13 protein-coding genes are annotated in these 13316 nt (G+C 65.7%); 4 read left to right on the top strand and 9 right to left on the bottom strand.

Features of this window, described 5'->3' with window-relative positions; translation table 11 throughout:
- Position 1 precedes the first annotated feature (1 nt).
- From ppk2 to ACQY5K_RS00400, 4 genes are all read right to left on the bottom strand, one after another.
- Positions 2-772 carry a polyphosphate kinase 2 gene (gene ppk2, locus ACQY5K_RS00415; RefSeq protein ID WP_428122797.1) on the bottom strand — a complete coding sequence of 257 codons (771 nt, stop codon included), beginning with the start codon at positions 770-772 and terminating at the stop codon, positions 2-4.
- A gap of 146 nt (positions 773-918) precedes the next feature.
- Positions 919-1824 carry a DMT family transporter gene (locus tag ACQY5K_RS00410; protein WP_428119048.1) on the bottom strand — a complete coding sequence of 302 codons (906 nt, stop codon included), beginning with the start codon at positions 1822-1824 and terminating at the stop codon, positions 919-921.
- 1 nt (position 1825) lies between these two features.
- On the bottom strand, positions 1826-2764 hold the full coding sequence (locus tag ACQY5K_RS00405; protein ID WP_428122795.1) for an ornithine cyclodeaminase family protein: 939 nt from the start codon (positions 2762-2764) through the stop codon (positions 1826-1828).
- Entirely contained in the window at positions 2764-3255 is a 492-nt protein-coding gene (locus ACQY5K_RS00400) for a SixA phosphatase family protein (RefSeq protein ID WP_428119046.1), read from the bottom strand. Before ACQY5K_RS00400 ends, ACQY5K_RS00405 begins: the two co-directional genes overlap by 1 nt.
- A 95-nt stretch (positions 3256-3350) precedes the next feature.
- Between ACQY5K_RS00400 and ACQY5K_RS00395 the strand changes: the two genes are divergently transcribed.
- Together ACQY5K_RS00395 and ACQY5K_RS00390 are read left to right on the top strand one after the other, a co-directional pair.
- Complete coding sequence (locus tag ACQY5K_RS00395; protein ID WP_428119043.1) at positions 3351-5381, top strand: thiamine pyrophosphate-binding protein; 2031 nt, start codon at positions 3351-3353, stop codon at positions 5379-5381.
- Positions 5382-5417: 36 nt separating this feature from the next.
- Entirely contained in the window at positions 5418-6110 is a 693-nt protein-coding gene (locus ACQY5K_RS00390) for a class I SAM-dependent DNA methyltransferase (RefSeq protein ID WP_428119041.1), read from the top strand.
- A 36-nt stretch (positions 6111-6146) separates the two neighbouring features.
- Here ACQY5K_RS00390 and ACQY5K_RS00385 read toward each other — a convergent pair whose 3' ends face one another.
- The 5 genes from ACQY5K_RS00385 to ACQY5K_RS00365 form a co-directional block, all read right to left on the bottom strand.
- Positions 6147-6548 (bottom strand): 2OG-Fe(II) oxygenase family protein, encoded by a 402-nt coding sequence (locus tag ACQY5K_RS00385; RefSeq protein ID WP_428119039.1) that lies wholly within the window; start codon positions 6546-6548, stop codon positions 6147-6149.
- 18 nt (positions 6549-6566) lie between these two features.
- Positions 6567-7124: a 2-oxoglutarate and iron-dependent oxygenase domain-containing protein gene (locus ACQY5K_RS00380; RefSeq protein ID WP_428119037.1), complete on the bottom strand. Its 558-nt coding sequence runs from the start codon at positions 7122-7124 to the stop codon at positions 6567-6569.
- 180 nt (positions 7125-7304) lie between these two features.
- Entirely contained in the window at positions 7305-7886 is a 582-nt protein-coding gene (locus ACQY5K_RS00375) for a hypothetical protein (protein ID WP_428119035.1), read from the bottom strand.
- Between the two features lie 123 nt (positions 7887-8009).
- Positions 8010-9311: an inositol-3-phosphate synthase gene (locus ACQY5K_RS00370; protein ID WP_428119033.1), complete on the bottom strand. Its 1302-nt coding sequence runs from the start codon at positions 9309-9311 to the stop codon at positions 8010-8012.
- Positions 9312-9363: 52 nt separating this feature from the next.
- Positions 9364-10632, bottom strand: coding sequence for a cytochrome P450 (locus tag ACQY5K_RS00365; RefSeq protein WP_428119031.1), 1269 nt, complete (start codon positions 10630-10632; stop codon positions 9364-9366).
- Between the two features lie 101 nt (positions 10633-10733).
- On the opposite strand from ACQY5K_RS00365, the gene ACQY5K_RS00360 reads away from it, so the two are divergent.
- Positions 10734-11786: a ketopantoate reductase family protein gene (locus ACQY5K_RS00360; RefSeq protein WP_428119029.1), complete on the top strand. Its 1053-nt coding sequence runs from the start codon at positions 10734-10736 to the stop codon at positions 11784-11786.
- Positions 11787-11977: 191 nt separating this feature from the next.
- Entirely contained in the window at positions 11978-13303 is a 1326-nt protein-coding gene (locus tag ACQY5K_RS00355; protein ID WP_428119027.1) for a Fic family protein, read from the top strand.
- Positions 13304-13316: the final 13 nt, after the last annotated feature.

Here is a 13316-nt window from a genome sequence, read left to right as displayed (position 1 = left end):
TTCAGTACAGATCGGGCACGAACGTCTGATCCGACATCGGCGGGCGGACGTACCCTCCCGACGATCGTCGCTCGGGAAGCTCGACGTGCTCCCACGGCACCGTCTCGTAAGGGATCTGCGAGAGCAGGTGGGCAATGCAGTTCAGCCGAGCGGCCTTCTTGTCGTCAGCGTTGACCACCCGCCACGGCGCCTGCTTGATGTCGGTGTGAGCGAACAGCGTGTCCTTGGCTCGGGAGAAGTCCACCCAATGCGCCCGCGCCTCGAGGTCCATCGGCGACAGCTTCCACCGCTTGACCGGGTCTGCGATGCGGCTCTGAAACCGCCGCTCCTGCTCGGCATCGCTGACCGAGAACCAGTACTTGATGAGGATGATGCCTGAGCGCACCAGCATCCGTTCGAACTCCGGGCACGAGCGGAGAAATTCCTGATACTCCTCCTCGGTGCAGAAGCCCATGACCGGCTCGACGAGGCCACGGTTGTACCAACTGCGATCGAACAGCACCATCTCGCCTGCAGCGGGCAGATCTTCGACATAACGCTGAAACCACCACTGGGTCTTCTCACGGTCGCTGGGTGTGCCGAGCGCCACAACCCGCACGACACGCGGATTCAGCCGATCCGTGATGCGCTTGATCGTGCCGCCCTTGCCTGCCGCGTCGCGGCCCTCGAAGATGACGACGACCTTGAGGCCCTTGTGCCGGATCCAGCGCTGCAGCCGCACCATCTCCTGCTGCAGGAGTCCGAGCTCTCGCTCGTAGTCGCGTCGCTTCATGCGCGGCAGCTCGACCGTCGTGTCGGGCTCAGCAACAGCATCAAGGGAACCCGAGGCCACCTTATCCGATCCCATGCCAGCCGACAGTAGCAACCAGCCCATATGCGGACGCCCGTCGAACTGCCGGCGGGGCCCGGGCGTTGCCGTCAATTGCCCTCAGATGCCGCGAGGTGGGTTACGCCGTCGGCGCCCGGGCCGCGTAGGACCGTGCCGTACAACACCCCCGCGACAATCACCACCGCGCCAATGACGGTTGCGATCGTGGGGAACTCGTTGAGAAAGAGCGCAGCCCAGCCGATGCCGGCGACCGTCTCGACGGGAGCGAACAGGGCCACCTCGCCTGCTGGCGCGTACTTCGGAGCCGTGCTGTATGCGAGCCGACCCAGCGGATTGCAGCACAATCCCATCGCGAACATCGCCAGTATCGCGCGGCCATCGAGCGTGGTCGGGTCAGCCCAGAACGCCGAGATGACCACGACAAAGGCCGAGGACAGAGCCAACCCGACCGTGCGGCTCATGGTCTGATACCGCCGCCAGACCACAGTGATGACAGCGAACGCGGCGACCGCGACGAGCGCTAGGAAATCGCCCAGCAGGTTCGGCGTTCCGAGCGAGTCACCGACCACGAGGCCGATGCCGACCACCGTGAGCGCAATCCCGATCGCCACGCGTGCCGACGTGCGTTCGCGCAGCACGATCCACGCCACTGCTGCGGCAAGCAACGGCGCCGCGGCCACGATCGCGACGACGTGAGGCACTTCGGTGTGGGTGATGGCGTTGAGAAACGTGAGCTGGCTGACCGTGCCCAGCACACCAGCCAGCAGCAGCGGCTTGGTGTCAGATCGAATTGACGCCCATGACGACGCCGCTGTGTGCGCCACGATTCCGGCGTAGAGAACTATCGACAGCACGCCGACGACGAAGGCGACATCCCAGGCACTCGCCCGTGACACCCGTACCCACAAGGAGTCTGTGGACACGAGCAGCATTCCGAGCGCTGCAAGCGCCCAACCGGTCGGCCGACCCGTCATGCGAGCTGGGGCGAACTTCATGTCACGCAGACTCGGTGCGCGCTAGCGCCAGCCGGGCTGCCGCCAGGTCGGACAGAGCGGAACCGACGGACTTGAACATCGTGATCTCGTCGTCCGCGGAGCGACCCGGGTGTTCGCCGGCTGCGAGCGCACGCAGGTCAGCCGCAATCGAGCCGACCGAGATGATTCCGGCATCGAGCGGCTGAGCGAGATCGCCAGACTGGACTGCGCCATCGACGGTGTCGACGAACAGCGTCGTCCGCGTCACCGCGGCATCGTCGGCCTCCCGCATGTCCGCCCGGAAGCTGCCCACCAAGTCGAGATGAGCGCCCGGCGCGAGCAATTCGCCACGCACCAGCGGGCTCGTTGCGCCGGTCGCGCACGAGACGATGTCGGCACGGCGCAGGGCTGCGTCGAGTGAGGAGGCCGGTCGGGCCGGGAGCCCCTGGTCGGCGAGCTGTCGAGCGACAGCATCGGCGCGGTCGGCATTGCGGCCCCAGATCTCCACGGTGTCGAAGCGCCGCACCGACGAGTGCGCCAGCGCCAAGTTTGGCGCGAGCTTGCCGGTGCCGACAACAAGCAGTCGACAAGCGTCGGGCCGCGCCAGGTGCACCGCGGCAAGCGCCGAGACGGCCGCCGTTCGGCGCAGCGTCAGCTCATCGCCGTCGAGCACCGCGTGCAGCTGACCGGTGCGGCCGTCGAACAGGAGATAGCCGGCGTTGATGGTCGGCACGTCGACGTTCGAGGGAAAGTAGGTGACGGCCTTTACGCCGATCGAGTCGCGCTCAATCCACGCCGGCATGACGAGCAGTGCCCCCGTCCCGCCGTCGGGAAGGCCGACATCATGGATCTGGCGGTTCGGAACGGCCACATTGTCGTCGACGAGCATGCGTGCGATTGCGTCGATGAGCTCGCTCCACGGCGTGGCCGCCCGGACAGCGCGAGCGTCGAGCGTGTGCATCACGCGACGTCGTTGGCGCCTGCGCCAAAGGTGCGGGGGGCGCGATACGCGCCGTGCGTGACAACGCCGTCGCGAACATGCAGTTCCCAGATGGACGCCTTCTTGCAACGACCAAGACCGTCCACGTCCACGCCGCGGTAGGCGAGACGCCAGAGAACCTCGGGGATCACATCTCCGTGACTGCACAGCACGGCGACCCCGTTGCCGCCTGCAAGTTCGCCGAGCAGTGCTTCGGTCCGCATGCCGTGGGCGCCTTCGGACAGCTCGTCCGCCAGCTCAATCTCGAGTCCCGTTGCCGCAGCAATCGGTTCGACCGTCTGCACGCACCGCACGGCCGGGCTCGAGAGCACGCGTCCGGGGCCGGAATTCTCGAGGGCTCGAGCGATAGCTGCGGCCTGTGCATGGCCCTTCGCGTCCAAAGGACGCTGGCTGTCATCGCCGTGCCAAGCATGCCGGTCGCCGGCGGAGGCGTGACGCACGAGGTACAGCACGGAGACGAAGCTAGAGCCGCGTCGCAGCATCATGGGCCGCCTCTGCGTTGCGAGTGAGGTATGCGACGATGAGCACAATCGACAAGAGGAAAACGATGACAGACAATTCCTCCGATGCCGCGACGCCCAGCGTCGCGGTTCCCGTGCTGCCCGACGGCGAATTCGCGTGGCACCGGCTGATCGGCATCGAAGAGCTCGATGTGGGCCGGGTCACGACAGTGACGGTGGAACGAGAGAGCCTGTGCGTCACCCGCACCGACGCAGGCATCGGTTGCCTGGCCAATGCGTGCCCCCATCAAGGCGGACCGCTCGGCGAGGGCAGCATCGAAGGCGGCTGGCTGCGATGCCCGTGGCACGGATACGATTACTCGCCCACTAACGGCCGTCCCCCGCCGCCGTTCGGCGACGCTCCCGAGGCCTACCGGACCGAAGTCCGCAGCGACGGCGTCTACGTCGCCCTGCCGACGCACTCTGACCGGACGCGCACGATCTCAGATCAGCTCGTCGACACGATGACCGCGTGGGGTGTCGCGTGGGTGTTCGGCATGGTCGGCCACTCCAACCTGGGCTTCGCCGATGCGCTCCGCATCGCCGAGTCCCGCGGTGACCTCGCGTTCATCGGCGTGCGTCACGAGGGCGCTGCCGCATTTGCCGCGACGGCATACGCGAAGCTGACCGGCGAGCTGGCCGCCTGCTTCGCCATCGCAGGCCCGGCCAGCACCAACATGCTCACCGGGCTGTACGACGCCAAGACGGACCGCGCGCCGGTGCTGGCGATCTCGGGCCAAGTCCCGTCGAAGGTGCGAGGCCGGGGCGCGTTCCAGGACACCGACCTGTCGGCTGCGTTCGCAGACGTGGCGCGCTACTCCCAAACGGTGCAAGCGGGCTCGGATGCGACCGAGCTCATGAACCTGGCGTGCAAGACGGCGCTGGTCGAGCGAGACGTGGCGCACCTCGTGCTGCCCGACGAAGTGCAGGTGCTGCCGGCTGCCCACAGTGGATCGGCGGCCGGCTCGCCGGGCGGACGAATCGGTTCGCGGGCAGTCTCACCACCCGACGATGCGTTGAAGGCCGCCGTCGACATGCTCGCCGGCGCCTCGCGACCGATGGTGATCGTCGGACAGGGCGCCCGTGGCGGCATCGACGACATCGTGGCACTCGCGGAGTCGATGGACGTACCTGTCGCGACAACATTCAAAGCAAAAGGTCTGATCTCAGACACGCACCCGCTGGCATGCGGCGTGCTCGGCCGATCGGGCACGCCGATCGCCAGCTGGTTCATGAACGAAGCCGACATGCTGGCGACGTTCGGCGTCTCGTTCTCGAACCACACCGGCATCGCGTCGTACAAGCCGATCGTGCAGGTCGACTTCGACCCGATGGCATTGGGCCGCTTCCACGCCGTGACTGCTCCGGTGCTCTCTGACGTGGGCGTTGCGGCTCGTGCTCTCGCCGCCGCGGTGCCCGAGCCCGCAACGCGAGGTACCTCAGATGAGGTTGCGCAGCGCTGGGCGATCTGGCGGGGCGAAAAGGCGAGTCGGCGCGGCGATGACCGGAACCGCGGCATGAAATCCGCGGTCGTGTTCGACGCTTTGAGTCGCCTGGTGCCAGACGACGCCCTCATGGCAGTCGACGTCGGCAACCACGCCTACTCATTCGGCCGCTATTTCGAGACCTGTGGCCAGACCGTGCTGATGTCGGGCTACCTGGGCTCGATCGGCTTCGCCCTGCCCGCAGCAATGGGCTGCTGGGCGGCAACCCAACGCGCGCCGGGCATCTGGGGGCCGGACCTGGCGGGGCGGGCGGTGGTCTCGATCTCCGGCGACGGCGGATTCGGCCAGTACGCGATGGAGATGACGACTGCGGTGAAATACGGCATGGACATCACCCATGTCCTGCTCAATAACTCCGAGCTCGGGAAAATCTCGAAAGAGCAGCGCTCCGCCGAGCTCGACGTCTGGCAGACCTCGCTGCACAACCCGAGCTTCGCCGAGTTCGCCCAGCTCTGTGGAGCAGCCGGCTATCTCGTGAGAACGCCTGCCGAGCTCGACACAGCGGTGTCCGCCGCGCTTGCCCACCGGGGTCCAGCGCTCGTCGAAGTCATCACTGACCCTCTGCTCGTCTAGGCAACTCCGGGCTGGGGTCGCTAACTTCGGCGCGCGATGACTGAAAGCGCTGCTGCCACACCGTCGCCGGAGTCTGAAGCCCCAGCTTCAACCGTCGGACTTGACGACGCCTACGCGGTCGACGGCCCGGAGGCGAACCGGGAGCTGTATGCAGCGTGGGCACCGACCTACGAATCCGGCTTCATCGCCGAGAGCCGGTACATCTACCACCAGCAGGTCGCGGCAACGTTCTCGGACGGCTTCTCCGATGCCGGCCCGGTGCTGGACGCAGGGTGTGGCACTGGCATCGTGGGGGCTGAGCTGCGCCGTCTGGGCGTGACCGCCATCGACGGCATCGACATATCGCCCGAAATGCTGGCCGAGGCGCGCTCGAAATCCGTCGACGGAGCCGCCGTCTATCGGGAGCTTGTCGAAGCAGACCTCACCGGTCCGATCGACCTGCCCGACGACACCTACGGCGGCATCGTGAGCGCCGGGGCCTTCACGCACGGGCACCTGGGTCCCGAGTCACTCTCTGAACTGCTGCGTGTGGCACGCCGCGGGGCGCACTGCGCCATCGGCATCAACTCGGCGCACTTCTCCGAATTCGGATTCGAGGACTGGCTGGATCGCCGCGTTGGCGAAGGCGCCATCGTCGGGCTGCATTTCGTGGAGCGGCCGATCTACGACGGCGCCGACCTCGCGGACCCGGACAACGTGACCCGGGTAGCCGTTTTCAGGGTGACGTAAGAGGTTCGATGTCGATGTCCAGAGACGACCATGCGGCTATCGGCGGTAAGCGAAGGTCTCGTCGAAGCGGGACTGCAAGTAGGCACCCGACGACATCGGTGAGTGCTTCGGCAGCTGACCTGCTGCGAGACAACTCGGCAGGCACTCCACAACGGTGTCGTAGGACGGGTTGACGAGCGTAGGCACTGAGTAGCGAACTCGGCCAACCGGCGATTGCACCCGGTGCACGGTGGCGCGGTACCGGTCATTGGTCCAGCGGGCCAGCATGTCGCCGAGATTCACGATAAAGCTGCCCGGCGGGGCGATCACGTCGTGCCATACGCCGTCCGCGGCGAGCAACAGCAGCCCCGGGGTGCCATCGGTGAGCAGCAGCGTGATGCAGCCGTAATCGCTGTGCGCGCCGCAGCCGAGCTGATCTGGCGGCGCCGGATCCGCCAAGCCCGATTCGGTGCCCGGCTAGCGAATGAGGCGGGTGCCCACCAGGGGCCTGCGCAGGCGTTCGTCGAAGAAATCCCCAGACAGCCAGCGCGGCGTCAACCAACCGCAGGACGCGCTGCGCGGCGTGCAGCACGGCAGCCTGATATCGCTCGACAGTGATGCGGAAACCGGGGAGGTCGGGCCACTGGTTCGGTCCCTCGAGCGGTGACAATTCCGGGTCGTCGGGGAACGCTCGACGCCAAAGTCCAGTGTCTCCTTGAGATCAGCCTTCAAACCGGGCTGCAGAAGCTCGCCTTCGATCCCGGCATAGCCGCGGTGGTGGCGTGGCCGCTCAATGGCGATACGGCGCTTGTCCGCAAGGGGCAGAGCGAAAAACCGGCGCGATGCGGCGAGCATCTCATCGAGGAGCGATCCGACCACATCGTGCCCGGTCACAGCGAAGAAACCGATGCCGCGGCATGCGTCGTCGAGCTCGGCACCGAGCGATGCAGCAGCGACTGGATCGGTGTCGCGGGAGATGTCCAGCACCGGCAGCACTGCGCTGTCATCACGGCCTGTCGTTGCTCCATCGGACATGCGACTGAACCTATCCCTGGCGGACGACCGTCAGCGATGTGCGCACGGCGCGCCCGAACGCGCCCAAGCGGGCCAGCGAGGGAGGGAGAATCCTCGCTGGCCCGCTTGGGCGGCCGGTGGTGTCGTCGACGCCGCGGGGGTCGCCGTTTGCGCCAGCATCGGCCGATCGGCGCCCAGGGGCTAGCCAGACGTGGCGCCGTGCCGGTGCCAGCGGCCTCGGAGGCCTCGCTTGACCTCGTGATCGCCGCGGTCGGGTTTCTTGCCGTTCACCAGGGCGGTGAATTTCTCGGTCAGCTCGTCGGCGTCGACCTCTTTGTCGTGTTCTGCCGCCCGCTCCTGCGCAGCGGCGACCAGCGCATCGATCACATCGTCGACCGCCACGTCATTGGCCTCGGCGATCTCCGCGATCGTCGAACCCGCCTTCAGCTCGGTGCGCAGCTCGGAGGCGTCAATGCCCAGCACCTCGGTCAGCGTGTCGGTCATCGCACCGCGGCGGCCCTTGGGTTCGTGGTCGCAGTCGTGGCTGTCCGTGCTGTCGCCGTCGGAGCTCTCCTGGGGGTCGGTGCCGTCCGCCTCCGTGCTCTGTGCCGAAGCAGGCCCGGCGCTGAGCGAGGCGGTCACCACTGCTGCAAGCAGCGTGGCCAATGCGACCGCAATGAGCGACCATCGGCGTTTACGGCGCCGGCGTCCCGGTTCAGATTCCCGGCCGCTGTGTTCTGAATTGAATGAGTGCCCGCCCGGGCCCTCGGTGTGCTTCGTCATTTCGTCGCTCCTTTCGGGTGTGCGTGTTGCGACGCAGCACACGATGACGGAGCATTCTGAACGAACCCTGAGATCAGTCTGAGAACGAAATGAGAAAGTTGCGGCGGCGCCAGTGCCGGGCGCTCACCCAGCTTCAGAGTGGGTGACGGGCTCTTCGCCCATCCATTCGCGCAACGTGTTCTTGAGCTTGGTCTGCTGGATGAACAGATCGTGCTCGGGACCGGCCGGATCCGCCGACTGTGGGGCCTTCAAGTAGAACGACAGCCACTCCTGAACGCCTCCCTCGCCGGCTCGCTGAGCGAGATCCAAGAACAGGGCGAGATCCAGCACGATCGGTGCCGCCAGGATCGAGTCACGGCACAGAAAATCGATCTTGATCTGCATCGGGTAGCCGAGCCAGCCGAAGATGTCGATGCTGTCCCAGCCCTCTTTGTTGTCGCCGCGGGGTGGGTAATAGTTGATCCGCACCACGTGATCGATCTCGCCGTAGAGATCGGGGTAGGTGTCGGGCTGCAAGATCGTGTCGAGCACGCCGAGCTTCGACGTCTCCTTGGTCTTGAAGTTCTCAGGATCGTCCAGCACTTCGCCGTCGCGGTTGCCCAGGATGTTGGTGGAGTACCAGCCGCGCAATCCCAGCATCCGCGCCTTGAGACCCGGTGCGATGAGGGTCTTCATGAGGGTTTGGCCGGTCTTGAAGTCCTTGCCGGCAATGGGGATGCGACGGTGCTCCGACAGCTCGGTCATCACCGGGATGTCAACACTGAGGTTCGGCGCGCCGTTCGCGAACGGCACATCGCTCATGAGCGCGGCGTAGGCGTAGATCTGGCTCGGCGAGATGTTCTCGTCGTCCGCGGCAAGTCCCGCCTCGAACGCCTCGACGCTGGCGTGCACCTCGGTTGGCTCTTGGTACGCCTCGGTCGAGCCGCACCACACCATCACCAGTCGGTCGCACTCGTTCTCGGAGCGGAAGCGTTCGATGTCGTCCATGAGCGCCTGGGCGGCGTCGAGTTTGCCCATCGAGGGCTTGGTGCGTGTGCCTTCGAGCCGACTCACCCAGCGCGAATCGAAGACGGCGTCCATCGCCACGATGCCTTCAAGCTCGCGCGAGATCACGCCGAGGTCGCGTTCTTCGAGCACACCGGCGGTGCGGGCGCCCTCGAGTGCGTTCGGCGTAATGGGGTCCCAGCCACCGAAGACCAGATCGTCGAGGCTGGCTAGCGGAACGAAGTCCCTGATCAATGGGTTGCGGCCTTCGGTCCGACCGCCGAGGCGGATGTGGGCCATCTGCGTGACCGAGCCGATCGGCGCCGCCAGCCCAGCCCGCGTGGCCAGCACCCCGGCGATGAACGTGGTCGCCACCGCTCCCATGCCAGGCGTCAGCACGCCGAGCTTGCCCGTCGCAGGTGCGATCTCGGGTTTCGTCATACCGCGAACCCTATGGGGCGGCCGCGTCGCCGCGACTGTCGGGCGCTACCCGTCAGGCCGCCAGCGGCGCTGTCGGCGTGAACTCGACGTCCAAGTGTTTGACGCCATGAATGAACGCTGCCTGCAAGGCGTCGGGCTCGCTGACGGCGACGATGTCCGGCAGCCGGTTGAACAGTTCGCGGTACATCACCGTCATCTCGCGGCGTGCGAGATGCGCCCCCAGGCAGTAGTGCGGGCCTGGGCCGCCGTAGCCGTACTGCGGGTTCGGATCTCGCAGAACCTCGAACTTGAACGGATCGTTGAACACCGCGGGGTCGCGGTTGGCGGCGACGTAGAACATCGCGACCTTGTCGCCTTGGCGCATCTCGCGGCCTTCGAAGACATAGTCACGAGTGACGGTTCGGCGCATGTAGCCGACAGGGCTGGACAGCCGCACGATCTCCTCGACCGCAGTGGGCGCGACGCCCTCGAAATCTGCGGCCCAGATGGCTCGCTGATCCGGATGGTCGGTGAGGTACTTGAGTCCCCATGAAATGGCATTGCGAGTGGTCTCGTTGCCGGCCACGACGAGCAGCACGAAGAAGCTGGCCAGGTCAGCGCCGCTCAACTGATCGTCGGGAAGCTCAGCATTGACGAGCACGCTGGTGAGATCTTTGCCATCGCCGCCGCGCTTTGTCTCTGCGACTTCGTTCATCAAGTTGGCCAGTTGGCCGCCGGCCGTGAGCAGCGCCGTCAGGAGATCGCCATCAGGTGGTTGGTATTCGGGATCCGAGACGCCCAAGATGACGTTTGTCGCATCGAACACACCCTGATACTCCGAACGAGGGATGCCCATCAGGTCGCAGACGATCTTGAGCGGGAGCGCGGCGGCCACTTCGGTCACGAAGTCGCAACTGCCCTTCTCGCACACCGAGTCCACGATCTCTGCCGCCGCAGCTTGGACGCCGCCATCGAGATCGGCCAGCATCCGTGGCGTGAATCCCTTGGCGACGATGCGCCGTAGCCGAGCATGGCGCGGGTCGTCCATGCCGATCATGGAGCCGAAGAACTCGACGAACTCCGGCGGCGCGTCCAGCATGGTGATGCCATCAGCGGAGCTGAAGACCTCGGTGTTGCGCGAGATTGCGGCCACGTCGGCGTGCCGGGTGACGCACCAGTAGCCGGGACCAGCCGGGACCACGCCTTCGTACTCGGGCTCCTCGAACCAGTCCAGCGGGGCCTCGGCATGATGTCGAGCGATCACTGCGTCGATCACATCGGCCGGCTGGGTCCAGAACGTCGCCTCCATCATGTTGGGCAGGTCGGTGTTCCACTCGCGCATGGCTGAACCGTAGCGCTGCCTCGCGAAGGATCGACACAACGCAGCAGCCCCCGAGATCGGTTGCAGGCCATGCGCCGGACCATCTGGCACGATGTACCGCCGTGGCTACCGACCGAGCCCTAAATCGCAGCGCCGCCAATGGCGGTTCTGAATTGAACTACATCGTGCATGGCGCTGGAGCAATCGGCAGCGTGCTCGGCGCGCGGCTGACCCAAGCAGGACGGCGGGTAACCCTGATCGCACGCGGGGACCATCTCGAAGCTCTCAACCGTGACGGCCTGCGCATCTCGGGCAGCACCGAAGGCCACTTCAGGTTGCCAGCGGTCCGCACAGCGCACGAAGCGGACCTCGACGACAACACCGTGGTGCTGCTGACCATGAAGACCCAGCACACCTTCGAGGCGATCGAGGGGCACCGCGAGCTGTATGACGGTGTGCCGCTGTTCTGCTTCCAGAACGGCGTCACCAACGAGGAATGGCTGCTCGGACAGGGTCTGCGGGCCTACGGCGTCATGGTCCGCATCGGTGCTCGCATTGACGAGCCCGGCGTGGTCACCCACACCGGCGCACGCCGGGCTCAGATCGGCTGCTGGCCGACTGGCACCGACGAACTCTGTGCGCGAGTGGTCGATGACCTCGTTGCCGCCGAGATGAACGGTTCGCTCGAAGAGCGGGTCGCGGACGCCAAGTGGGGCAAGCTCGTGCTGAACCTGACGAACGCCTTCTCGGCGCTCGCCGATCTGCCGGTCCAGGAGTGGTTCTGCTCCGAAGAAAACCGGATCTTCATGGCCGACATCGAAGAAGAAGCGGCCAACGTGCTCGAGGCGGCGGGCATCACGCCGATCATGGAGGACATGGGCGAATTGCGCCCGTGGATCGCACGCCTGCGCAAACCTGGAGCGCGCGAGCCCCGGGGGGCAACCGACCCTGCGCTGCTCAGCTACCCCTCGACCTGGCAAGATCTGAACTTCCGGCGCCCGACCGTTGAGGTCGAGCACTTCAACGGCCGCATCTGCGAGCTCGGCGAGCAGTACGGCATCCCGACGCCCCTCAACCGGGTGCTGACCGAGCGCTGTGTTGATGCCGCAGCCCGACGCCTCGGTCCGGGGACAGAGACAGCGGCGTCACTGCGCGCCGCAGCTGCCCAGCTGTAACCGCCTGGTCATGCATCACTCCTTCTGAGACGTTTCAGCCTCAGGTGCGCATCAGCACAATGGGCGGGCCTCGGTCCCTTTTTATTACCGTCGACTGCAGCACAGTTTAAGTTACGGTTAATGTGTAACCGATACGTAGATGGACCATGGCAACACACTTACGAAAACGTTAGGACCCAAGATTCGAGGGGATGAGCAGAAAAGACCGACGCGGCTGCTCCTATGACGCATACATCGCCGACCCACTCGCAGGGTGGGATCCGTCACTTCCTGCCGACGTAGCTGCGGACATCGCAGATGCCGAGTCGGCGGTGCGGACGTTGAACGATGCCGGAACGTCACATGTGAGCCTCAAAGGCCTCGCGCGATTCCTGCTGCGGGCTGAATCTGTCGGTTCTTCCAGGATCGAAGGCCTCCATTTGGCGACCCGCCGGTTGGCTCTTGCCGAGGCGGCGATTGCGCTCGGCGGCGAAGCGGGCGATCGCGTGGCAGCCGAGGTGCTCGGCAATATTGCCGCAATGGAGTCGGCAGTCGCACTGGCGCTCAGCACCCCGCGATTCGAACTCGACGACTTGCTGTCGGTGCATCGCACCTTGATGGACAACTCATCCACTCCCGAACTTGGAGGCGTCGTTCGCGAAGAGCAGAACTGGATCGGCGGCAGTTCGTATAACCCTTGCAGCGCGGCGTTCATCCCTCCGCCTCCCGAATATCTTCCGGGCCTGCTCGCCGATTTACTCGACTACGTCAATCGCGACGACCACTCTCCGCTCGCACAAGCCGCCATCGCTCACGCCCAGTTCGAAACGATTCACCCCTTCGCCGACGGCAATGGGCGCACCGGCCGTGCGCTCATTCACGTTGTGTTGCGGCGACGCGGCCTAGCGCCGGCGTTCGTCCCGCCCATCAGCCTCGTCCTGGCCACGTTGTCAGACGACTACGTCAACGGCCTGAAGACGTTCCGCCACCTCAGCGAGCCGAACAGCGCTCAGCGATCTGCCGCAGCGGCAGCGTGGCTGCGCATGTTCGCTTCTGCCACCAGCCGGGCTTGCCAGGACGCTGAGAGCTATAGCGCCGACATCAGTGAGATCATCGCGACCTGGCGGACCAAACTCGGCCGCGTCCGTGCCAATTCCAGCACCGACTTGCTGTTGCAAGTCTTGCCGGGTGTGCCGATCGTGACCGTTGCATCTGCGAGCAGTCTGATCGATCGATCGAACGCGCGCACCGCCGACGCCGTGAACCAGCTCGCCGATGCAGGCATCTTGCGTCAACGCAATGTTGATCGCCAGCGCTATCGGGTCTTCGAAGCGTCCGAGGTGCTCGACCTGTTCACTGAACTCGAGCGAGCACTCGCCAGCCCAACTGGGGACACTCAAACCGCACGGCCTAACCGGACTGTGCCGCGTCGCGCAAGGGCCAGCCCCCCGAGTGACGCCACTGCGGTACGTCTGCCAAGCTCGGGGAGGCTGGCCTCTGAAACGTCAGACTACTCGCGACTCCAATTGACTCGGTAGCGGATTGCCACTC

Origin of the sequence: Candidatus Poriferisodalis sp., from assembly GCF_965262965.1 — a bacterium.
Lineage (GTDB): Bacteria > Actinomycetota > Acidimicrobiia > Acidimicrobiales > Poriferisodalaceae > Poriferisodalis.
Note: the sequence above shows the minus strand (reverse complement) of the source record. Positions and strands in the feature narration are given on the sequence as shown.